Origin of the sequence: Paraburkholderia phymatum STM815 (assembly GCF_000020045.1) — a bacterium.
In the GTDB taxonomy this organism is placed as follows: Bacteria; Pseudomonadota; Gammaproteobacteria; order Burkholderiales; family Burkholderiaceae; genus Paraburkholderia; species Paraburkholderia phymatum.
The window spans coordinates 54,209-75,860 of sequence record NC_010623.1; the positions used below are offsets into that span (position 1 = coordinate 54,209).

Genomic DNA, 21,652 nt, shown 5'->3' on the forward strand with positions numbered 1-21,652 from the left:
AACTCGATGCATACCCGAGCGATGATGAAACGTATCCCGTCGCACGCGCGTTCTGCCCTACCGCGGTGGCCCCGGCTCCCGACGCGTATGTATTCTGGCCCAGTGCGGTCGCATATTGCGCCGAGGCAATCGCAGAATCGCCAAAGGCTGCTGAGGCAAAGCCCGACGCGGTGCTCTGATTGCCTACAGCGGTCGACCAATTGCCGGAAGCATTTGTAAACGAACCCAAAGCCGTCGAATAATCGCCCGTGGCGCTCGATGCATACCCGAGCGATGACGCGCCGTATCCGGGTGCATATCCGCCGTCAAGAGCACCCGCGTGTGCCAGCGAAGAAGTCAGGCCTGCACCCGCTGCCAAAAGCGCTACCGCACTTTGCGCCGCCTTCTTTCGCCTTCCCTTTGCATTTTCCTGAACAGCAACCCAAGTCCCGGTCGACTCGTTCCAAACCGATCGATAAGTCTTATTCATTCGTTATCCTAATTTATCTGAGCGCTACTTTGAATCGCATAAATCGAATTTCTTGGAACCCATGTGCCAAAACAAGCCCGTGTAATGTCACACCGTAGCCCGAACGACGATAAGCGGCCGCTCTCCTACGCGCCCAGAACAGTATGAAAACCTGCAATATTCAGTAATCGGACAATTCCGAACACGGCTATACGTAACCCACTTTTCGAAGGATTCGTACGTTTATCGAGGCGAACAAGAGGAATGGAATCGAAAAAAACAAAACTTATCCGATCGATGTCGGATTCATTCGAAGTCGAAAATCAATGGGATATATGGCGCGACGGAAGCAACATTTGCTCAGCACAACGATGCAATGGCGCGAGAAGATGAGATGCGTGAGCCGACCTCTCCTGCCCTGCTCGCGATGAGCAGAACCGCACAGACCTATTCGAAAACACCTTGATCGAACATCAACGCGATCTGGCGCAAATCAGTTCGTCCGAGGAAATGCATTGAGCGCGCCACAATCCCGCCATGCGCGAGCAGCGCCCCAGTCGCGACGGACTGTCCTCGAAGTCAACAAACACAACTTCATCGGCGACCCTAGGGCGAACGGGCGAACCGCTGCTGCGTCCATCGGAAAATACCCACAGCCAGCGCTGCTGCGTGGGTCGTTTGCGCGCCGCGCGTTCGAGCAGCGACGCGGCAGTTTCAATGCCGAGTAACAGCGGCGTACCACCGCCACCGCCTATAGGCGAAAGCCAACGCTCATTCCACCAGCGTGGCACCGCGGGTCCGAAACGCACGTCGGCTTCCGATCCGCCAAAGCAGATCAGCGCGACCTGATCGCGCGTCATACGCGCCTGATCGAACAACGCGACGAGAATCCCTTTGGCCAATGCGAGCCGCTGCCCGGCCATCATCGAAGCCGAACAGTCAAGTAGAAAGCAATGGAGCACGCCGCTGTGCGCCTCTTCATGCTTGAAACGCAAGTGATCGGTAGTCAGCTGCTCGTTCCGTTTAGCGGCAAGCGTGCGCGGCCATGCAATGCGCGCGCCGGCCAAACCGACGCGCGATACATCGCCTGCGCCTTGCCGCCATCGGAAACCGCTGCGCATTGTGCGCGCGGTCGCGCCCTTCCGATGGCTCAGCGTTTTTTTGTGCTGAGCGGAATGACGCCCTTGACGTGCGTGATGCCCGCAGGCTCCGGCGGAAGATAACCGTAGTCGCTGTCGGTGGATGAATTCGCGCTATCGGTTGAAGAAGGCTGCCCAGGGGAGGAAGCGGCCTCGTGAGGATGCGCGGCCTCATCGTCGAATCGCCTCCGATGCAGCAGCACCGACTCCGCAACGCGGTCGACATGCTCGACCGTCACGACTTCCGCCGCTTCAAATGCAGCCAAAGCGCGCGCCGCACGCAGCATCATGAGGTCGGCACGCAAGCCGTCAACGCCGGCCGCGATACATAGCGCACTGACGTGAGCGTGGACGGCCTCGTCGAACGAGAGGCGTGTCAACGCGGCACGCGCATCGCAAAGGCGCTCGATATACGCCGCCTGTTGCACAGCATGACGCGCGCGAAAAGCAAAAGGATCGAGATCGAACGCAAGCCGCGCCTTGACGATGTCCTGTCGAATCTGCGGCTCGTAGCAATTCTCCAGCGCAACCATCAGACCGAAGCGGTCCGTCAGTTGCGGACGCAGTTCGCCCTCTTCCGGATTCATCGTGCCGATCAGCACGAAGCTCGCATCATGGGTATGCGAAACGCCATCGCGCTCAACCGTGTTCACGCCGCTTGCAGCCGCATCGAGCAGCGCATCGACGAGCCCGTCAGGCAACAGATTCACTTCATCGACATACAGCACGCCGCGATGCGCCTTCGCCAGCAATCCGGGCGAAAAGCGCACCGATGCGTCACGCAATGCCGATTCGATATCGAGCGTGCCGATCAGGCGATCTTCGCTCGCGCCCAAAGGCAACGTGACGAACTGCCCTTCGGGCAACAACTCCGCAAGCGCGCGCGCCGCCGTCGACTTGGCCGTGCCGCGCGGCCCGCTGACCAGCACGCCGCCGATGCCCGGATCGACGGCAGCCAGCAACAACGCCTGCTGCAAAGGTGCCTGGCCGATCAACGCGGAAAACGGAAACGCCGCGCGCCGCGCGTTGGCTTCGCTCATGATCGTGATCCTTCGATGTGCTGTTCGCTATCCAGCAGATGTTGTTCGATTTGCGCGCGATAGTCGCCGGGCTGCTGCCAGAGTCCGCGCTGCATCGCTTCGAGCAGGCGTTCGCACACGGCAGAGAGCGCATGCGGATTGTGCCGCTGCATGAACTCGCGCGTATCGGCGTCGTTCACATACGCGTCGGCGACGAGCGCGTACTGATGATCGGCGACCACACGCGCCGTCGCATCGTAGCCGTACAGATAATCGACCGTCGCGGCAATTTCCGCCGCGCCCTTGTAGCCGTGGCGCTTGACGCCATCCAGCCACTTCGGATTCACGACGCGCGAGCGGATCACACGTGCAATCTCTTCATGCAATGTGCGAATGCGCGGCGTGTCGGGATTGCTGTGATCCGCGTGATAGACATGCGGCTGACTGCCCGCGAGGTGCCGCACGGCCGCCGTCATGCCGCCATGGAACTGGTAATAGTCGTTCGAATCGAGCACGTCGTGCTCGCGGTTGTCCTGATTCTGCAACACGACATCCATCGCGGCGAGCCGCGTGCCGAATGCATGCCGCGCTTCCTCACCGGCGCTTTTCTGCGTGTACGCATAGCCGCCCCACGACAGATACGCATTCGCGAGATCCGCGTCCGTCTGCCATTGCTGCGTGTCGATCATCTGCTGCAAGCCTGCGCCATACGCACCCGGCCTCGCGCTGAACACGCGAAAGCCCGCACGCCTGCGTGCTTCATGGGGCGCGACCCCACGCGCGATCCACGCATCGCGCTCGCGCATGACACGCGCGCGGATGGGATTGACGTCCTCGGGCTCGTCGAGTTCGGCGACGGCTTGCACGGCCGCATCGAACAGATGCATCACGTTCGCGAACGCATCGCGGAAGAAGCCTGACACGCGCAGCGTCACATCGATGCGCGGACGGTCGAATGCGGCGATGGGCATGATCTCGAAGTCGGTCACGCGATGACTGCCCGGCGCCCACTTCGGCCGGACGCCGATTAGCGCGAGCGCTTGCGCGATATCGTCCCCGCCTGTGCGCATCGTCGCCGTGCCCCAGACGGAAAGGCCAATTGCGCGCGGGTAGTCGCCATGCTCCTGCAAGTGGCGTTCGATCAGCGTCTGTGCGGACTTCAATCCAAGTGACCACGCCGCTTGAGTCGGAATCGCGCGTGTGTCGACGGAATAGAAGTTGCGCCCCGTCGGCAGCACATCGGGACGTCCGCGCGACGGAGAACCGCTCGGGCCGGGCGGCACGAAACGCCCTTCGAGCCCGCGCTTCAGATGCATCAACTCGTGCGCGCCGCATGCATCGAGACGCGGCAGGATGTCGTTGCGCAGGCGCTGCAGCACGCGCGCCGCGTGCGGCAATTCACCGGCGTTGAGCTGGATGCGTGAATCGCCAGGCAGCCCGCACATGTCATCGAGCAACGACGCCGCGAGCAGTTCAAGCCGCTCACGCGTATCGCCGTTGTGACGCCACGGCGCATCGCTGACCTGTTGCAGCAGCGCAGGGTACGGCCCTTCCCACGCAGCCGCCCAGTCCGCCGACAACGGATCGAACAAATGATCGACTTGGAGATCGCGCGCCAGCGCATCGATGAGCCCCGCGTTCGCGCCCTGGCCGTCGCTAACGGGAAAGCGTCCGAGCGCAAGCAGCGTATCGCGTCGCTGCATGCCTTGCGGCGACTGACCAAACGTATGCAGGCCATCGCGAATCTGCGCTTCCTTCAGCTCGCACAGCCATGCATCGACGCGCGTGAGGAGCGTGTCTTCCGAGTCCGCATCGCTCGGCGCTTCGAGGCTCAGCTCTTCATGCAGCCGATGCTTGACGATCGTATCGAGGATGGTCCTGCGCAACAGCTTCGCGCGGCGTGCGTCGACCATCAGCGCGTCATAGTATTCGTCGACCTGGCGTTCGAGGTCTTGGAGCGGCCCGTAGCTTTCGGCACGCGTGAGGGGCGGCATCAGGTGATCGACGATCACCGCCTGCGTGCGGCGCTTGGCCTGGCTGCCCTCGCCCGGATCGTTGACGATGAACGGATACAGATGCGGGAGCGGCCCGAGAATCGCATCGGGCCAGCACGCATCGGAGAGCGCGACGCTCTTGCCCGGCAGCCATTCGAGATTGCCATGCTTGCCGACATGTACGACGGCATCGATGCCGAACTGATGACGCAGCCAGAAATAGAACGCGAGATAAGCATGCGGCGGCGCGAGCTCGGCATCGTGATAGCTCGCATAGTCGTTCTGCTCGCGCGAGCGCGGCGGCTGGATGCCGATAAAGACATGCCCGCAGCGCCGGCCCGCGATCATGAAGCGTCCGCGCCGCAGCGTCGGATCGCGCTCGGGCGGTCCCCACTTCGCGTTCAGCGCGTCGCGCAGCGATTGCGGCAGACGCGCGAAGTGCGTCATGTAATCGCCCAGCGCGAGGCTTTGCAATGCGGGGCGCAAGTCGCGCACGGCGGGGTCGTTGGTGACGCCTTGCGTCAACGCGACCATCAACGCATCGCCGTTCAAGGGCGCATCGTCGACGCGATAACCGTCGTTGCGCAGCATCTGGAGGATGTTCACCACGGACGCGGGGGTATCCAGCCCCACGCCGTTGCCGATGCGCCCCTCGCTCATCGGATAGTTCGCAAGGATCAGCGCCAGTTTCTTGTCGGCGTTGGACGTGCGGCGCAGCTTGCACCAGCGCTCGGTCAATTCGGCAACGAACGCCACGCGCTCCTGATCCGGCTGATAGCGAACCACGTCCACTTCCGTGTGCGGACAGCGATATGCAAGCCCCTTGAAGCTGATTGCGCGCGTGATGATGCGGCCGTCCACTTCGGGCAGCGCGACATGCATCGCGATATCGCGCGAATTGAGGCCGTGATTGTCCTTCACCCATTCCTCGCGATTGCCGCCGCTCAGGATCACCTGCATCACGGGTGCGTCGCCCGCCAGCGCGAGCGGCTCGGGGTCATCGATAGCGGAAGCGGCAAACGCCGTCGTGTTCAGCACGAGCGCGACGTCATGCCGCTCGGCGAGCTGCTGCACGACATCGCGGCTGATCGCATCCTTCAACGACGTGATCGCAACGGGCAACGCGTTCATGCCGCGCGCCTCGAGCGCGTCGATCAGCGCATCGAACACGGCCGTGTTGGCCGCCTGCACATGCGCCTTGTAGAACAGGATCGCGACAACGGGCGCGCCCGGTGTCCAGCGCGCCTGCCAGTCTTCGATGGTCGCTGCATCACGCGCGGGGTGATACAGCGCGGCGGCAGGCAACGCGTTGGGCGGCGCGGGCTCGTCGCCCCAGCCGAGCGCACGCCATGCGATGCAGCGCATGAAGGACTCGGCATTTCGCGCACCGCCCTCGCGCAGATAGCGCCACAGCTGATGACACAGGTCCGCATCCGCCGTGCTGCGCGCGAGCAGATTCGGGTCTTCCTGCAAATCGCCGGAAAACATCGCGAGCGTTTGCCTGTTGCGCTGCGCGAGCGCGACGACCTGTTCGATGCCATACGGCCAGTACGCCTCGCCGCCCAGATGATCGACGACGACGACGCGCGCATGCTGCAACACATCGTCAACATAGAAATCGACCGAGGCCGGCTGCCGCAGATACGTGACATTCGCAAGCCGCACGCTCGGAAAGCCCTCACCCAGGCGCGGCACGACGCTCGCGAGCAGCGACAGCGTCGTGTCGGCGGAACTGAGGATCACGATATCCGCGGGCTTCTGGTCGATACGGATGACGCCCTTCGCGTCGTCGACGAATCCGCCGGGGACGGTGCGCAGCAAATGCATCGCGATGCCTTCAGGCCTGTTGCGCCTGCGCGCTCATGATGTCGTTCAAGGCTTCGTCGAGCGCGCGCTGCAGCACCCGCTGATCGAGATCTGAGCCGATCAGCACGAAGCGGCTCAGCGTAGCGCTATCGACTTCGCCCGCCTGCCAGCGCCGGTCGAAGTAGCTGTCGAAGCGCCGACCCACGCCTTGAATCACGAGGCGCATCGCCGCGCCCGGCAGCGCTGCAAAACCCTTCACGCGATAGATCGCGTGCCCTTCGACCACCTGCGTGAGCGCCGCGATCATCGTCTCGCGCGACGGCGCCCGCACGGTCACGACGACGGAATCGAATTCGTCGTGATGGTGATCCGCGTGATCGGGATCATCGGCGGAACCGTGATGGTCGTGCCGCAAATGAATCGTTTCTTCCGATGCTGATTCGAGCCCGAGCAGCGCGTGCAGATCGAGCTGCCCCATGTGTGCGCGCACGACTTTCACCTGCGGCGGTATCTCTTCGCGCAGCGTCGATTCGACGGCGGCTTGCTGCGCTTCATCGAGCAGATCGGTCTTGTTGAGGATCACGAGATCAGCCGCCGACAGCTGGTCTTCGAACAGTTCATGCAGCGGCGATTCGTGATCGAGGTTGGGATCGGCCTTGCGCAACCGGTCGACGGCGACAGGGTCATCCGCGAACTGGCCGCTCGCGACAGCCGGGCCGTCGACCACCGTGACGACGGCATCGACGGTGAAGCTGTTCTTGATCGACGGCCAGTTGAATGCCTGCACGAGCGGCTTCGGCAACGCGAGCCCGGAGGTTTCGATCAGCACATGGTCGATCTGGCCGCGGCGCTCGACGAGCTGCTCCATCACCGGGAGGAACTCTTCCTGCACAGTGCAGCAGAGGCAGCCGTTGGCGAGCTCGTACAGCTGGCCTTCCGTCTCGTTGCCGTTCTCATCGCAGCCGATGCCGCAACCCTTGAGGATTTCGCCGTCTATGCCGAGCTCGCCGAACTCGTTGACGATCACAGCGATGCGCAGGCCGCCCGCGCGCTGAAGGATGTGACGCATCAACGTCGTCTTGCCGCTGCCGAGAAAGCCTGTGACGATCGTCACGGGAATCTTGCGCATCTGTGTCTGCATGATGGCTCCGTTGCCCGATGTGTTTGCGGGCGACTTCTGGAATCGCAGCGCCGCGAGCGATGCGATTCAGCGTGATGTACGGGGACGGAAAACGGCGCCGCAAGCGCTTCGCGGCCGCCAGAGGCAAGTGCGAAACGCGCATGCGGCGCGTGCGGAATCATGAACGCAGCGCCGCATCCCCGCAGCGTTGCGTCGTTTTCTCGGGCCGGTATCCGGGCTGATGAAAGCGCCGCCTCTCCTTCCCGCGCGAGCGTTTTCGCGCAGTGGATGATCTGCATGGGCCGCTGTTGGACACACATGCAGCGAGACGGCTCCGCATCGACTTCGCGATGCCTTCACCTACCGTTGCGGGGAGCAGCACAGCTTGGCCCTGTGACGACTCGAGACAACACGAGGGGCCTGCTATTTCCCGTTTAACTGCGCGAGCAGAAAGCGCGCGCGAGCACCAGAGTGCGTGCGAGTTTAGGCCCGCACGGAAGGAGCGTCAAGGAAGGGCGGACGAATGCCTCCCTTCTTATCCATTGCGAAGTGCCCATCGAGGAAAGTCCGCAGCGACGCGCAAGGTCGGCTGTGCTATCGTATGCGCGCGTCTGGTGCCGTGCCTGGGTTCGCTTGCACGGTTAAACGGGAAACAGGGAAGCGCCTCATTTGCACGGCACGCGTCGTGCGGCGAACGAAGCGCTCAGCCTGTGCTGTCCCCGCAACGGTCACGCGGCGAGTGGAAGAGCAACTTCCGCGCAGTGCGTTCAAGGCCACTGCCTGCATCATGCGGGTGGGAAGGCGAGCGCGATGAGCCGCCAGCCCGGATACCGGCCAGATGCAAGGGGGCGACGAGACAGACGAAACCAATCGCCATTCGCTGGAGCCGCGGGAAACGGACGCCAGCGCCCACGTGCGACGCGCTGCTGGCACGCCTGACTGCAAGCCGGTTTCAGGCAATCGCGCGGCGCTCATCAGATGCAGCATCGCATGACCCACATTTCTTCAAGGCCCGCCCGCGCAGCGGCGCCCCATTCGCGATGACCCGCGCCTGGCTGATCGGGGCCGGCCCCGGCGACGTCGAACTGCTGACGCTCAAGGCCGTCCGCACGCTGGCGCAGGCCGACGTCGTGCTCATCGACGATCTCGCGAATCCCGAAGTCCTGCAATTCGCTCGCGACGATGCGCTGATCGTCCACGTCGGCAAACGCGGCGGTCACGCATCGACACCGCAGCCCGCGATCGTCGCGATGATGCTCGATCATTTGCGCGCGGGCCGCAGCGTCGCACGTTTGAAAGGCGGTGATCCGTTCGTGTTCGGACGTGGCGGCGAAGAGCAGCAGGCGTTGCAGGCGGCGGGCGTGCACGTCGAAATCGTCAACGGAATCACGGCGGGCATCGCCGCGCCCGCGGCAATCGGCATTCCCGTCACGCATCGCGACTACGCGCAGGGTGTGATCTTCGTCACGGGCCACGGCGCGCACGAGCACGAAGCCGACTGGCCCGCGCTCGCCGCCACGCGGATGACGCTGGTGATCTACATGGGCATGCGCCGCCTGAACGACATCGTCGATGCGCTGCTACGCGCCGACATGTCGCCGGATACGCCGTGCGCCGCGATCGAATCGGCGACGCGACCCGAGCAGCGTCACGTATGCGCGGCGTTGCGCGATCTCGCCCAACGGGTCGCGCGCGCGAAACTGGGCTCGCCTTCGATCATCGTGATCGGCGGCGTCGCGTCGCTGGCTACGCCCGTCGACGCATTCCTTCAGCGCGCGTCATGACGGGGCTCATCGTGGGCATCGGTTGCCGGCGCGGCGTGTCGGCAGAACAGATCGAGGCGGCCGTGCGCGATGCGCTCGGCGGCACGCTGCCGTTCGATGCGCTCGGGGCCGTGGCAACCGTCGACATGAAAGCCGGCGAACCGGGCCTCGTCGCGTTCTGCGCACGCCATGCGTTGCCGTTGCGCACCTTCACGCGCGAACAGATCGCCGCACTCGACGCACGCACGAACGCATCACACGCCGTGCGCGAGCATATGGGCGTCGATGGCGTATGCGAACCGTGCGCGCTGCTCGCCACGCAAAACGGACGGCTGCTCGTGCACAAACGCGCGCGCGATGGCGTCACGGTTGCCATCGCATGCGCTGCCGATGCCGGCCGCGCCATACATCAGCATTCAAACTACACACCCGGAAGCAAGGACAATCGATGAAGACCGATCCCGAATCGCATGCACGCATGACGCAGCGCCGCCGCGAAGGCCACGAGAAGAAGCAGGCTCAGGCGACCATCGAAAAAGGCCTGCTGATCGTCTACACGGGCACGGGCAAAGGCAAGTCCACGGCCGCGTTCGGCATGGCCGTGCGCGTGCTCGGCCACGGCCTGAAGCTGGGCGTCGTGCAGTTCATCAAGGGCGCGCTGCATACGTCGGAGCGCGATTTTCTCGGCACTCAGGCGAACTGCGATTTCGTCACGATGGGCGACGGCTACACGTGGAACACGCAGGACCGCGAAGCCGACATGGCCACGGCGCGCAAAGGCTGGAACGAGGCGCGCCGCATGATCGAAAGCGGCGAATATCAGATGGTGATTCTCGACGAGCTGAACACCGTGCTGAAGTACGAATATCTCCCGCTCGAGGAAGTGCTCGGCGTCATCAATGCGCGGCCTGAGATGCTGCATGTCGTCATTACGGGGCGCCACGCGCCCGACGCCCTGATCGACGCCGCCGATCTCGTCACCGAAATGCGCCTCGTCAAGCATCCGTATCGCGAGCAGCATGTGAAGGCGCAGCGCGGCGTGGAGTTCTGAACGATGCCCGCGTGCCCCGCTCTCTTCATCAGCGCGCCGGCGTCGGGCCAGGGCAAGACGACCGTCACGGCCGCGCTCGCGCGGCATCATCGACGCATGGGGCGCGACGTGCGCGTGTTCAAGACGGGCCCGGATTTTCTCGACCCGATGATCCTCGCGCGCGCGAGCGGCGCGAGCGTGATGTCGCTGGATCTGTGGATGGTCGGCGAGCACGCGTGTCGCGCGCTGCTCGCCGAAGCGGCGCGCAACGCGGACCTGATCCTGATCGAAGGCGTGATGGGCCTCTTCGACGGCACGCCGAGCAGCGCCGACCTCGCTGCGAAATTCGACGTGCCCGTCGCAGCCGTGATCTCGGCGAAAGCGATGGCGCAGACCTTCGGCGCGGTCGCTTTCGGCCTCGCGCGCTTTCGTCCGGACGTGCCGTTTCATGGCGTGTTTGCGAACCGGGTCGGCTCCGCCCGTCATGCGCAGATGCTCGAAGAATCATTGCCCGCCGGGCTGACGATGCTCGGCTATCTGTCAAGCACCGATGCGATCGAATTGCCCGATCGACATCTGGGCCTGCTGCAGGCTGCGGAGATCGGCGATCTCGACGCACGGCTCGATCGCGCGGCGGAGGCGCTCGCGTCGACGGCGCTTGCGCAACTGCCGCCTGTCGTGGCGTTCGACGAGCCCGCGCAGGAAGCGACGTTGCCGCGACTGCTCGACGGCATGCACATCGCCATTGCGCGCGACGCCGCGTTCGCGTTCATCTATCCGGCGAACGTGCAGCTGCTCGAAGCACTGGGCGCGCGCGTCACGTATTTCTCGCCGCTCGCCGACGAGCCTGTTCCCGTCGATGCGAGCGCGCTCTATCTGCCCGGCGGCTATCCGGAGCTGCATGCGCTTGCGCTCGCCGCCAATGCGCGCAGCGCGGCATCCGTCCGCGCGCATGCGGCTGCCAATAAGACCATCGTCGCCGAATGCGGCGGCATGCTGTATCTACTCGACAGCGTCACCGACACGCAAGGCATCACGACGCCGATGCTCGGCCTGCTGCCCGGCCATGCCGCGATGCAGACGCGCTTCGCCGCGCTCGGCATGCAGCAGGTCGACGACAGCTTGCATGGCACGCTGACGGGCCACACGTTCCACTACTCGCGCGTGAGCACGCCGCTCGCGCCCGTGCGTCACGCGACGCGCGCACAGTCCGACGCGCCCGGCGAAGCCGTCTATCGTCAGGGTTCGATCGTCGCCACTTACATGCACGGCTACTGGCCGTCCAACCCGGCCTTCGCGGCTGCCCTCTTCAATGGCCGAGCCTTTTGACGACGCCGAACGCGCGGCGGTCTACCGCGCGATCTACGAGCGGCGCGACATGCGCCACTTCGTGCCGACGCCCGTCGATCCCGGCGTCCTGGCGCGCCTCGTCGACGCCGCGCACCACGCGCCGAGCGTCGGCTACATGCAACCGTGGCGGATCGGACGCATCACCGACCCCGCGCTTCGGCAGAACTTGCACACAGCCGTCGAACGCGAGCGCGTGCTGACGGCCGACGCGCTCGGCAAGCGACGCGACGAATTCATGAAGCTCAAGGTGGAAGGCATGCTCGAATGCGGGGAGCTGCTGGTGATGGCGCTGATGGACGGCCGCGAGAAGCATGTCTTCGGTCGACGCACACTGCCGGAAATGGATCTCGCGTCGGTGGCCTGCGCGATTCAGAACATGTGGCTCGCGGCGCGTGCGGAAGGTCTGGGAATGGGCTGGGTGTCGCTGTTCGATGCCGACGAAGTGCGCGCAATGCTCGGCATGCCGGCAGGCGCGCGGCCCGTCGCGCTGCTGTGTCTCGGGCACGTCGAGCATTTCTATCGCGAACCGATGCTCGAATCGGAAGGCTGGGCCACGCGCATGCCGCTCGCCGCGTGCCTGTTCGAAAACAAGTGGCCTGCAACGCCGCCGGACTGCCACGCAAAAAAGCCGGAAGACGACGCGAGCGAAACAGTCTAGGCGCTCTACAGAAACGCTAGAAGCGGCTTTCAGGCGTCGCCCTTCTCGATCCGGTCCAGACGGTACCCATAGCCGTAAATCGGCATCAGCCGATAGCCGTTCTCGGGACGCAGACCGAGCTTCGAGCGCAGCATCGACACATGCGTGTCCATCGTGCGCGACGGGATGCCCGCCGCCTGCTTCCAGATCGCATCGAGAATATGCGAGCGCGACAACGGCCGGCTCAGATGCTTGAACAGCAGCAGTGCCAGTTCGAATTCCTTGTGCGTCAGCGTGACGGCACTGCCGCGCACATGCACGCGCTTCGAACCAGGCTCGAATTCGTACTCGCCGAACACTTCTTTTTCCGCCATCTGTTGCCGCTGAAACGCGCCGCGCAGCAGCACGCCCACGCGCGCGAGCAGGGCCGCCGCGCTCACCGGCTTGACGAGATGGTCGTCGGCGTCGACGTCCTGATGTGCGACGTCCGTTGCGCGGGTCATGAACAGCACGGGCAGACGCTCGGCGAGATCCTGACGGACCCAACGCAGCACCTCGTCGCCCGACTGCCCCGGCGGGTGACGATCCAGCACGAGCAGATCGAACGGCTGGCTGCGCAACTGCCTGACGAGTGCCTGGCCGTCCTCGAATGCATGACACATATGCCCCGCCGCCGACAAGGTCCTGCACACGAAGTCGGCTTGCGCCCGAGTCTCCTCCAGAACTGCAATTCTCATAAAACCCCGCAACGCTAATTCATTGTTTCCGTCCGACCGGGAAATGCCCGATGAAGGATGACGGCTCACGAATATGAAATTTCAAATCCACATTCGCTGCGTTCTTCAATCCTTACATCGAATGTCGGCAAATTGCTTCACCTTGCCAGACAATGCCTCGATAACCCGATATTGCTTTAAGGCTTGCGCGCTCACCCGCCAATGAAACAACGGAATTAAACAGGCGCACAGACCACTTCTTTTTACCGCGTAGTACAAGCGGAATCTTTTTCTTGCGTTTTCCTGCTCACGCGTTTCACTGCTTCATCGCCTCGATTACCGGACGCCACGCCCGAAAGGCATGACGCTACGCGCGTTCCGGCGAGGCGTAGCACAGCTTGTGCGGCTAGGTATGGCGGATGGCCGACCGAAAGCTTGTCGACAGGCGAATCCGCCGGTGCATGGCGGCACTGCATCACAAACGTCCGTTCGCGCATGTTCTATTCCACGCGTTGGAATGAAAGTTCGTGCCAGATACCTGGGAGATTTAACAATTCGAGCGTCGCCGCAGACACATTCGATTTAAAACGGGGTGAAGATTATTAGAACGAATTGAATCAGTCAAATAATCTCACCATTTTTATGTGGCGAGGCGGTGATTTCGTTAAATCGCCCCGACGATACCGATAACCGCTTATCGGTGCCATATGCCCATATGCACATGATGCACGCAGACCGCGTTGCCGTTCGACCAGGTTAGCGGCGTTTGCGGCGCTGCACTTTAGGGTTGCACGCAGGCGGGTGTTGGGCGACACGCATACGCTTTGGTCGCGGCAGCGCCTCGCGTCATACGCGGCGAGGCGCGCAAGTCCTCTACGGACGATTAGACGACTTCTTCACTTGTATCGTCGGCAACGGACGACGCACGGATTATCTCGACCCCGGCGTGCGTTAGAACTTTCGACAGACCCGTGGCCGGCTCGATATCCGTGACCAGCGTGTCCAGCCCTTGCGCGCCGAACACATGCACCAGCGCGCTATGACCGAATTTGGTGTGGTCGGCGGCGACGATGCGGCGTTCGGCTTGCGCAAACGCCGCTTGTGCAATCGCGGCATCGGCGGGATGGGCGTCCATGAAGCGCGCTTTCGCGTCGATGGCCGTCACCGACACGATCGCGTGGCGCACATGAAATTGCCGGAAGAAGGCGAGCGCACTGTCGCCGACGGCGGATGCGTCGTCCGCGCGTAATTCGCCGCCCGCCATCAGCACGCGGTTGCCGTTGCGCGGTGAGAGCAGGCGCGCGACTTCGGCCGAATTGGTCACGACCGAGAGGCGCGTGTGCGATTCGAGCGCCTGCGCGATATGCACGCAGGTCGTGCCGCCGTCAAGCATCAGCGAATCGCCGTCCTCGATCAGTTGCGCGACGCGTGCGGCGATTGCGCGTTTCGCCTCGCGCTGTTCGACCATGCGACGCCGGAACGGCGGCTCGTCAAGTTGCGCGGGCAGCATGACGCCGCCGTGCACTTTCACCAGCAGCCCGCCCGCGACGAGCGGCTTGAGATCGCGGCGGATGGTCTCGTCGGACACCGCAAAGGTCGCTGCCAGCTCCGCGATCGTACACGTCTGGCGTGCTCGGACGAGCCGCAAAATTTCGTTCTGTCGATGCGTGGCGAACATGGGGGCGGGATCGGGAAATGAGCGCCAGTCTAGCAAACCGAGTTGGGCAGATTCAATATAAGTCCAAATAAATCCACACGGCCTGGTTGGGCCCATGATCGGCGATGCGGTTCTTCGGCATTGCGCCAGTGTTGTGTTTACGGCAAAGTAGGCAACGATGATTCCAACAAATTTCAACTCAATTCCACATTTGCAGCGAGACCTCGCACATGTCAACCCCTCTTCCGACCCAGGCGCGTGTCGTCATCGTAGGCGGCGGCATCATCGGATGCTCGGTCGCTTATCACCTCACGAAGCTCGGCTGGACGGACGTCGTGTTGCTCGAACAGGGCCAGTTGTCGTGCGGGACCACGTGGCATGCAGCCGGTCTCGTCGGCCAGTTGCGCGCGCAGGAAAGCATGACGAAGCTGATCCGCTATTCGACAGCGCTCTATGCGGAACTCGAAGCCGACACGGGTCTGGCAACGGGCTGGAAGCAGTGCGGCTCGCTGTCGGTGGCAAGGACGGCGCAGCGCATGACGCAACTGCGGCGCACGGCCGCGATCGCGCGCGCCTATGGCGTGGCGTGCGACGTGATCGGCCCGCAGGAAGCCGGCGAACTGTGGCAGCCGATGCGCACCGACGACTTGCTCGGCGCGGTCTGGCTACCCGGCGATGGAAAGGCGAATCCGACCGATCTGACTCAGGCGCTCGCACGCGGCGCACGCCGGCGCGGCGCGCGCATCGTCGAAAACACCCGCGTCACCGCGATTCACACGCGGGCCGCGGCGAAGGGCCGCGCAGCCAGTGGCGTCGCGTGGCGCGACAAGCAAGGGGACGAAGGCGCGATCGCGGCGGAGATCGTCGTCAATTGCGCGGGTCAATGGGCAAAGCAGGTCGGACGCTTGTGCGGCGTCACCGTGCCGCTGCATTCGGCGGAGCATTACTACATCGTCACCGAGCGCATCGAGGGCGTACACCCCGACCTGCCCGTGATGCGCGACCCCGACGGCTATATCTACTTCAAGGAAGAAGTAGGCGGACTCGTGATGGGCGGCTTCGAACCCGACGCGAAACCGTGGGGGATGAACGGGATTCCCGATCACTTCGAGTTCCAGCTGCTGCCGGACGACTGGGATCAATTCCAGATCCTGATGGAGAACGCGCTGCAACGCGTGCCCGCGCTGGAAACGGCGCAGGTTCGCCAGTTTTACAACGGCCCCGAGTCGTTCACACCCGACAACAACTTCATGCTCGGCGAAGCGCCCGAGTTACGCAACTTCTATGTCGGCGCGGGGTTCAATTCGATGGGCATTGCGTCGGCGGGCGGCGCGGGCATGGCACTCGCGGAATGGATTGTCGCCGGGGAGCCGACGATGGATCTATGGCCCGTCGACATTCGCCGCTTTGCGCGCTTCAACGGCAACGATACCTGGCTGCACGACCGCGTGAAAGAGACGCTCGGCCTGCACTACGCGATGCCTTGGCCGAACCGCGAACCCGACAGCGCTCGCCCGTTCCGCCGCTCGCCGTTGTATGCGCTGCTGCGCGACGACGGCGCATGCTTCGGAAGCAAGATGGGCTGGGAGCGCGCGAATTTCTTTGCACCGACGGGCGAACAGGCGCACATCGACTATTCATTCGGCCAGCAGAACTGGCTGTCGTGGAGCGGCGAGGAACATCGCGCGTGTCGTGAGGGCGCCGCGCTGTTCGATCTCACGCCGTTCTCCAAATTTCTGGTCAAGGGACGCGATGCCGAAGCGGTACTGCAACAGATCGTCGCGAACGATGTCGCGGTGCCGCCGGGCACGTCCGTCTATACGGGCATGCTGAACGAGCGCGGCGGCTACGAATCCGACTTCACGCTCACGCGTCTGTGCGACGATCAATACCTGCTCGTCACAGGCTCCGCGCAAACCACGCGCGACTTCGACGCGATTGAACGACGCATTCCGCCCGACAGCCATTGCATGCTCGTCGACGTGACGAGCCAATACGCGGTGCTCGCTGTGATGGGGCCGCGTGCGCGCGATCTGCTTGCGAGCGTGTCGAAGGCCGGCTGGAATAACGAGGCGTTCGCGTTTGGACAGAGCCGCGAAGTCGATATCGGTTATGCGACAGTGCGTGCCACGCGCATCACGTATGTCGGAGAACTCGGCTGGGAACTGTATGTGCCCGTCGAGTTCGCGGTCGGCGTGTACGAAACGCTGCACGCCGCGGGCAAACAGTTCGGCCTGAAAAACGCAGGCTATTACGCGCTCGACTCGTTGCGGATCGAGAAAGGCTATCGTGCATGGGGCCGCGAGCTGTCGCCGGAAACGAATCCGTTCGAAGCGGGTCTCGCGTTCGCGTGCAAGCTCGACAAGGACGTGCCTTTTGTCGGGCGCGAAGCGCTCGTCAGACTGCGCGGCGAGCCGCTACAGCGACGACTCGCGGTCCTCACCGCCGACGGTGCGAGCGACCGCATGCTGTGGGGCGGCGAAGCGATCGTGCGCGACGGCGTGGCCGTCGGCTTCGTGTCGTCGGCGGCGTTCGGGCATACGCTCGGCTGTCCCGTCGCAATGGGCTATGTCAAACGCAACGACGGCGCCGCGCTCGACGATGCATGGCTTACGAGCGGCCGTTATCAGATCGACGTAGCGGGCGAACTGCTGCACGCTACGCTGCATCTGAGAGCACCCTACGATCCCGCTGCGACGCGTGTCAAAAGCTGAGCCCGCATCGCGCAGCGCCTACGCTAGCGTAGCAGCTCGCGCGGCGTTACGCCGAGCAGGCGCTTCATCCAGTGCGCCATATGGCTCTGATGCGCAAAGCCTGCTTCGAGCGCGACCTGGCTCGCGTTCGAACGGCCTTGCAGCAGCAGTTCTCTCGCGCGCTCTACGCGCCGCTGCACCACGTATCGATGCAAGGGCACGCCCATCGTCTCGCGAAACAGCACCTTGAAATGCGGCACGCTCAACTCGACGAGCGCGGCGAGCTCGGTCAGCGTCAGACGCCCGTCGAGATGCGCGTCGATGTAGTCGATCACCCGCGCAGCCGCGCGCGACGACAAGGTGCGCCGCTTGCCGTCGCCCGCCGGCGCGGCGCCCGCGAGCCGCACGATCATCGCGGTACACAGGCTCTCGGCGTAAAGCGGATCGCAAGCGTGCTCGGCTTCGAGTTCCGCGCGCATCGCCCACGCCAGATGCTGCACGCGCGCGTCGCGTAGCTGAAGTTGCGGTCGAATGTGCGCATGCGCTGAGCGCGGTCCCAGTTGATCGACGGTCGTACGCACGAAGTCATCCGCGAACCAGATGCGCAGCACGGTGCAACTTGCATCGTCGGACCATTCGCCGTCGACGCCAGCGGGAACCACATCGGCGTCGCCGTGCGCCTGGATGCGCGCGGCGCGCTGGCCGTCGCATCGGCAGACGGCACGGACGGGCGCGCCGACATGCACGCCGACGCGATGCTCGGCGAACGCCGGCAGGCAATGCGTGCCCGCCGATATCCCCAGCAGTTCCGCGCCGAATCCCGACCAGCCGAGCGACGCGCTCGACAGCAGGCTTTCGCGCGCACCCGAGTGCGGCACCCACGCAGGGTGATTGGCGTTCATTGCGTGCACCTCGTTCCGTCTTCCGATTGCCGCATTGTGCTGCGTTTTGCACTGGCGTGCTGGCCGTTGTTTCTTGCTGCCGATACGACGCGGCAGATCATCATCCGGATCTGCTGTGCGCCATCTTTTCATGCGCGTTTTCCGTCTCGCTGCAACGTACGCTTGATGGTACGGAAACCGAGGAGACAAACGATGTATGTGATTTTTGGCGCATCCGGCAACGTGGGACGGAAGACGGCCGCGGCTTTGCGTGATGCCGGGCACGCGGTGCGCGCCGTCGTGCGCAACCCTGCCCATAGCGACATGTTCACGGGCATCGGCTGCGAAGTCGTGCAAGGCGATCTCGACGATGAAGCGTCGTTGCATCGCGCGCTCCACGATGCGCATGCCGTGCAGATGCTGTGCCCACTGCCGCACGGCGGCGCGGATCCCGCCATCGCCATGCATCGGATGATCGCCACAGCCGCGCGTGCATTGCGCAAGCATCCGCATCTGCACGTCGTCGCACTGTCCGACTATGGCGCCGAACAGCATGAAGGCACGGGCATCACGATGCTGTTCCATGATCTGGAAGCGGCGTTCGCAGAAAGCGTGCGGCGCCTCACGCTGCTGCGCTCGGCGGAACACATGCACAACTGGGCGCGCGTGCTGCCGGTCGCGCTTGCGACGGGAAAGTTGCCGAGCCTGCATCATCCCCTCGACAGACCGTTTCCGACAGTGTCCGCGCAGGACGTCGGCGAGCTTGCCGCGCAATTGCTCGTCGAAGGACGCGATGCGGACGGCGTTCGCATCGTGAGTATCGAAGGTCCGCGCCGGTACGATGCCAACGACGTCGCACGCGCGTTGAGCGAAGCGGCACGACGCGACATCACCGCGCTCGCCCTGCCTCGCAGCGAATGGACGCCGACGATGCTGCGCGCGGGCCTCGGCGCGAATCACGCGAAGCTCATTACGGATCTGTACGACGCGCAGAACGCCGGGTGTATCGATGTCGATCCGCGCAGCGAGCGGCGCTTCGGCAAGACGGAACTGCCCGGTGTTTTCGCAGGGCTCGTGCGAGACGCTCGCGCGTAACGCGCTTCTCATGCCGTCAAAAGCAAAAAGGGCTCGCTCAGCAAGGGACTCGTCCTGCGGAGGCAGGCTCAGGTACACAGCTTCGCCGTCCCGCTTCGCACAGGGGGAAACCCGATACGGAACAGCGTAAATTCAGTCCGCCTCAAATACCACTGTCTGATCGACGTCCAGCCATGTGCGCGCCGCAGGCAAATACCGCTCATCGATGGCGCCGCGCCGGATCTTCAGGGTCGGCGTGAGAAAGCCATTGTCGGTCGTCCAAGCGTCCTTCACGACCACGAGAAACGCCAGCTTCTCGTGTTTCTCTAACGCCGCATTCACGGTCTCACGCAATGCCGCGAGTTCCTTGCCGAGGACCTCGCGCGCGGCATCACTCCGCATTTCATCCCGCGCCGCCGCCGACAACATCAACAGCGCAAAGGGCTGCGGCAAGCCGGGGCCGGTAACGCATACAGCCTCCACTTTCGGGTGCCCAAGCTTGTTTTCGATCGGCACGGGCACCACGTATTTGCCCTTGCTGGTCTTGAAGATCTCCTTGACCCGTCCGGTGATCTTCAGGCGGCCGATTTCGTCTATTTCGCCGCGGTCGCCCGTCTTGAAGAAACCGTCTTCCGTCAGGCTCTCGGCCGTCAGCTCCGGCTGGCGGTAGTAGCCGTTCATCATCGTCGGCCCCTTGACCTGAATCTCTCCGTCCTCGGCGATACGGCATTCGACCCCAGGCATGGCCTGTCCGGAATACCCGAGGCGCACCAGACCCGGCCGGCTGTAGTGGGAATAGGAAAAATTCTCCGTCATGCCGTAGACGTCGAGCAGTTCGAGACCGAGCGTGCGATACCAGTCCGTGATGTGCGCGGGCAACGGCGCGGAGCCGGTAAACGCGATCCGGGTCGCGTCGAGCCCGAGCATCGCGAGAGTCTTCTTTTTCAGCATGTCGCCTTCTTGTGTCCGGCTGGCGAGCACCGCCTGCTCCGCTTCGCCAAGCTTCGCAGATGCGCCTTGGTAGAACTTGGTCCAAAGGCGCGGCATCGAAATGAACACAGTCGGGCGGGCGCGCAGCAGATCCTTGCCACGCGTAGTAGCCACTCGTGGAGACCCCGAGCAGCCGCGCCATCGTGGCAATGGGCCAGCGGGCCCGGTTCGCTTTCACGAATCCGTACCGCCCTTCGGTGGTACGGCTCCCGTCTCCCGCGCGAACCAGGCTGCCGCCTGCGAGAGTATGTCTCTTTCCATCTTGAGCTGCCGGTTCTCACGACGCAGGCGCGTGAGTTCCTGCCTTTCGGCCGTGGTCAGCCCGTCATGCCGTACGCCGGCATCACGATCGGCCTGCGCGCACCAGTTGATGATCGTCTGGGCGGTCGGTTCGAACTCACGCGCGAGTTCCTCAGGCGTGCGTCCGCTCTTCACGAGTTCGACCATGTGCGCCCGGAATTCCGCCGGGTACGGGGTGCGATGCTTGCCCATCTTCGACACCTCCTGTTCAAAAGGATATGTGTCCGTTTTTGCGGGTCAAGCTCAGTAATGCTATTTTGCGTCGTGCACGATGCCGGCGATGCGTGCTATTGCGTCGGCGAGCGACGAACTCGTTGCTAGCCATCCGCCCCATCAGTTCTCCTTCGGGGAAGATGCTGGCGAAGCGCTTCGCCGCCTGTATCAGAATATGGTCTCCTGCGGCGTGGCCCAAGCTGTCGTTAATCACCTGGATGCCATCAACGTCGACGAGCAGTAGGGCAAAGCCTCGACGCTCGCGATGAATCAGCCTCCGTTCGCTCAAACAGAAGTTCGTTGATCCGAGCGCGGTTTGGCAGCCCTGTGAGCCTATCGTGGTGGGCGAGATAGTCGCTGTGTTCCCGCGCTGTCAGCAGGCCGACCGTGTCCCTGTTGCTGCGGATCGCAACGGAGAGCCCACGGCGCAAAACGGCACCTGAAACAGCAATACAAGCTTGCCCGAACCGGGCGACGTGGCGGCGCCCAATGCCAACACGCCGAGGATCAGGGAAATCTGGATCATCGCGACGCGCGGTGTGCCGGCATTGCGTCCTGCAAGACCACCAATGACCCCGACCGCGCACACGTTTCCGATTTAAGGAAAGCGTTGGATCCCCGCTCGTATTGCGCAGAAATACGCCAAAGCCGAACAGCGCGCTCCACAGTATGCTCGCGCAAAGGGGTCAAAGCTACTGCAAGCTCGTTCCTGGGCTTCAAGTTTCGCGATCAGCAGCAAACTCTGTGACCCGCATAGCCGGCCTCTCAGGCTCAGGTGGATGGATGCACCATTTTCCATCCCTGTGACGATAGAAGAACATC

At 63.6% G+C, this 21,652-nt stretch carries 16 protein-coding genes, 2 pseudogenes and 2 riboswitches; of the genes and pseudogenes, 7 read left to right on the forward strand and 11 right to left on the reverse strand.

The genetic code is table 11. The features are described from left to right. Positions 1-58: 58 nt before the first annotated feature. The 5 genes and pseudogenes from BPHY_RS44450 to cobW form a co-directional block, all read right to left on the reverse strand. A pseudogene (locus BPHY_RS44450) lies at positions 59-469 on the reverse strand (ESPR-type extended signal peptide-containing protein); the annotation flags it as partial. Positions 470-921: 452 nt separating this feature from the next. Then, the gene (locus BPHY_RS16025; protein ID WP_012402491.1) at positions 922-1,569 is read right to left on the reverse strand and encodes a vWA domain-containing protein; all 648 of its coding nucleotides are present in this window, start codon (positions 1,567-1,569) and stop codon (positions 922-924) included. A gap of 29 nt (positions 1,570-1,598) precedes the next feature. Then, positions 1,599-2,627 (reverse strand): ATP-binding protein, encoded by a 1,029-nt coding sequence (locus BPHY_RS16030; protein WP_012402492.1) that lies wholly within the window; start codon positions 2,625-2,627, stop codon positions 1,599-1,601. Then, positions 2,624-6,427 (reverse strand): cobaltochelatase subunit CobN, encoded by a 3,804-nt coding sequence (gene cobN, locus BPHY_RS16035; RefSeq protein WP_012402493.1) that lies wholly within the window; start codon positions 6,425-6,427, stop codon positions 2,624-2,626. The genes BPHY_RS16030 and cobN overlap by 4 nt, the downstream gene beginning before the upstream one ends. Positions 6,428-6,437: 10 nt before the next feature. After that, a complete protein-coding gene (cobW, locus tag BPHY_RS16040) occupies positions 6,438-7,547 on the reverse strand; it encodes a cobalamin biosynthesis protein CobW (protein WP_012402494.1) in 1,110 nt (369 codons plus the stop codon). A gap of 186 nt (positions 7,548-7,733) precedes the next feature. Then, positions 7,734-8,012, reverse strand: a riboswitch (cobalamin riboswitch). A 109-nt stretch (positions 8,013-8,121) separates the two neighbouring features. Then, positions 8,122-8,379: riboswitch (cobalamin riboswitch) on the forward strand. A 187-nt stretch (positions 8,380-8,566) separates the two neighbouring features. Here cobW and cobA point away from each other — a divergent pair. Genes cobA through bluB form a run of 5 tightly spaced genes read left to right on the forward strand, consistent with a single transcriptional unit; the run spans position 8,567 to position 12,327 of the window. Beyond that, entirely contained in the window at positions 8,567-9,310 is a 744-nt protein-coding gene (gene cobA, locus BPHY_RS16045; protein WP_012402495.1) for a uroporphyrinogen-III C-methyltransferase, read from the forward strand. Further along, the gene (locus BPHY_RS16050; protein WP_012402496.1) at positions 9,307-9,741 is read left to right on the forward strand and encodes a cobalamin biosynthesis protein; all 435 of its coding nucleotides are present in this window, start codon (positions 9,307-9,309) and stop codon (positions 9,739-9,741) included. The genes cobA and BPHY_RS16050 overlap by 4 nt, the downstream gene beginning before the upstream one ends. Next, entirely contained in the window at positions 9,738-10,340 is a 603-nt protein-coding gene (cobO, locus tag BPHY_RS16055) for a cob(I)yrinic acid a,c-diamide adenosyltransferase (protein WP_012402497.1), read from the forward strand. The genes BPHY_RS16050 and cobO overlap by 4 nt, the downstream gene beginning before the upstream one ends. 3 nt (positions 10,341-10,343) lie before the next feature. After that, entirely contained in the window at positions 10,344-11,648 is a 1,305-nt protein-coding gene (locus BPHY_RS16060; RefSeq protein WP_012402498.1) for a cobyrinate a,c-diamide synthase, read from the forward strand. After that, complete coding sequence (bluB, locus tag BPHY_RS16065; protein WP_012402499.1) at positions 11,632-12,327, forward strand: 5,6-dimethylbenzimidazole synthase; 696 nt, start codon at positions 11,632-11,634, stop codon at positions 12,325-12,327. The genes BPHY_RS16060 and bluB overlap by 17 nt, the downstream gene beginning before the upstream one ends. Positions 12,328-12,356: 29 nt before the next feature. Here the strand turns inward: bluB and BPHY_RS16070 are convergent, their stop codons facing one another. After that, positions 12,357-13,043, reverse strand: coding sequence for a response regulator transcription factor (locus tag BPHY_RS16070; protein WP_012402500.1), 687 nt, complete (start codon positions 13,041-13,043; stop codon positions 12,357-12,359). A gap of 862 nt (positions 13,044-13,905) precedes the next feature. After that, the gene (locus tag BPHY_RS16075) at positions 13,906-14,700 is read right to left on the reverse strand and encodes a DeoR/GlpR family DNA-binding transcription regulator (protein ID WP_041764249.1); all 795 of its coding nucleotides are present in this window, start codon (positions 14,698-14,700) and stop codon (positions 13,906-13,908) included. A 209-nt stretch (positions 14,701-14,909) separates the two neighbouring features. Here BPHY_RS16075 and BPHY_RS16080 point away from each other — a divergent pair, with 209 nt between their 5' ends. Then, positions 14,910-17,393: a GcvT family protein gene (locus tag BPHY_RS16080; RefSeq protein WP_012402502.1), complete on the forward strand. Its 2,484-nt coding sequence runs from the start codon at positions 14,910-14,912 to the stop codon at positions 17,391-17,393. 23 nt (positions 17,394-17,416) lie between these two features. Here the strand turns inward: BPHY_RS16080 and BPHY_RS16085 are convergent, their stop codons facing one another. Further along, positions 17,417-18,274 carry an AraC family transcriptional regulator gene (locus BPHY_RS16085; RefSeq protein ID WP_012402503.1) on the reverse strand — a complete coding sequence of 286 codons (858 nt, stop codon included), beginning with the start codon at positions 18,272-18,274 and terminating at the stop codon, positions 17,417-17,419. Between the two features lie 192 nt (positions 18,275-18,466). On the opposite strand from BPHY_RS16085, the gene BPHY_RS16090 reads away from it, so the two are divergent. Further along, the gene (locus BPHY_RS16090; RefSeq protein WP_012402504.1) at positions 18,467-19,348 is read left to right on the forward strand and encodes an NmrA family NAD(P)-binding protein; all 882 of its coding nucleotides are present in this window, start codon (positions 18,467-18,469) and stop codon (positions 19,346-19,348) included. Positions 19,349-19,480: 132 nt separating this feature from the next. On the opposite strand, the gene BPHY_RS16095 is transcribed toward BPHY_RS16090, so the two are convergent. The 3 genes and pseudogenes from BPHY_RS16095 to BPHY_RS39510 form a co-directional block, all read right to left on the reverse strand. Next, positions 19,481-20,374 carry an AMP-binding protein gene (locus tag BPHY_RS16095; protein WP_083775907.1) on the reverse strand — a complete coding sequence of 298 codons (894 nt, stop codon included), beginning with the start codon at positions 20,372-20,374 and terminating at the stop codon, positions 19,481-19,483. 117 nt (positions 20,375-20,491) lie between these two features. Next, positions 20,492-20,809 (reverse strand): IS3 family transposase, encoded by a 318-nt coding sequence (locus BPHY_RS16100; protein WP_012402505.1) that lies wholly within the window; start codon positions 20,807-20,809, stop codon positions 20,492-20,494. 109 nt (positions 20,810-20,918) lie between these two features. Then, a pseudogene (locus BPHY_RS39510) lies at positions 20,919-21,513 on the reverse strand (diguanylate cyclase domain-containing protein); the annotation flags it as partial. Positions 21,514-21,652: the final 139 nt, after the last annotated feature.

Coding starts and splice junctions, on each gene's coding strand:
- BPHY_RS16025 (WP_012402491.1), bottom strand. CDS start 1,569: ATGCGCAGCGGTTTCCGATGGCGGCAAGGCGCAGGCGATGTATCGCGC.
- BPHY_RS16030 (WP_012402492.1), bottom strand. CDS start 2,627: ATGAGCGAAGCCAACGCGCGGCGCGCGGCGTTTCCGTTTTCCGCGTTG.
- cobN (WP_012402493.1), bottom strand. CDS start 6,427: ATGCATTTGCTGCGCACCGTCCCCGGCGGATTCGTCGACGACGCGAAG.
- cobW (WP_012402494.1), bottom strand. CDS start 7,547: ATGCAGACACAGATGCGCAAGATTCCCGTGACGATCGTCACAGGCTTT.
- cobA (WP_012402495.1), top strand. CDS start 8,567: ATGACCCGCGCCTGGCTGATCGGGGCCGGCCCCGGCGACGTCGAACTG.
- BPHY_RS16050 (WP_012402496.1), top strand. CDS start 9,307: ATGACGGGGCTCATCGTGGGCATCGGTTGCCGGCGCGGCGTGTCGGCA.
- cobO (WP_012402497.1), top strand. CDS start 9,738: ATGAAGACCGATCCCGAATCGCATGCACGCATGACGCAGCGCCGCCGC.
- BPHY_RS16060 (WP_012402498.1), top strand. CDS start 10,344: ATGCCCGCGTGCCCCGCTCTCTTCATCAGCGCGCCGGCGTCGGGCCAG.
- bluB (WP_012402499.1), top strand. CDS start 11,632: ATGGCCGAGCCTTTTGACGACGCCGAACGCGCGGCGGTCTACCGCGCG.
- BPHY_RS16070 (WP_012402500.1), bottom strand. CDS start 13,043: ATGAGAATTGCAGTTCTGGAGGAGACTCGGGCGCAAGCCGACTTCGTG.
- BPHY_RS16075 (WP_041764249.1), bottom strand. CDS start 14,700: ATGTTCGCCACGCATCGACAGAACGAAATTTTGCGGCTCGTCCGAGCA.
- BPHY_RS16080 (WP_012402502.1), top strand. CDS start 14,910: ATGTCAACCCCTCTTCCGACCCAGGCGCGTGTCGTCATCGTAGGCGGC.
- BPHY_RS16085 (WP_012402503.1), bottom strand. CDS start 18,274: ATGAACGCCAATCACCCTGCGTGGGTGCCGCACTCGGGTGCGCGCGAA.
- BPHY_RS16090 (WP_012402504.1), top strand. CDS start 18,467: ATGTATGTGATTTTTGGCGCATCCGGCAACGTGGGACGGAAGACGGCC.
- BPHY_RS16095 (WP_083775907.1), bottom strand. CDS start 20,374: ATGCCGCGCCTTTGGACCAAGTTCTACCAAGGCGCATCTGCGAAGCTT.
- BPHY_RS16100 (WP_012402505.1), bottom strand. CDS start 20,809: ATGGGCAAGCATCGCACCCCGTACCCGGCGGAATTCCGGGCGCACATG.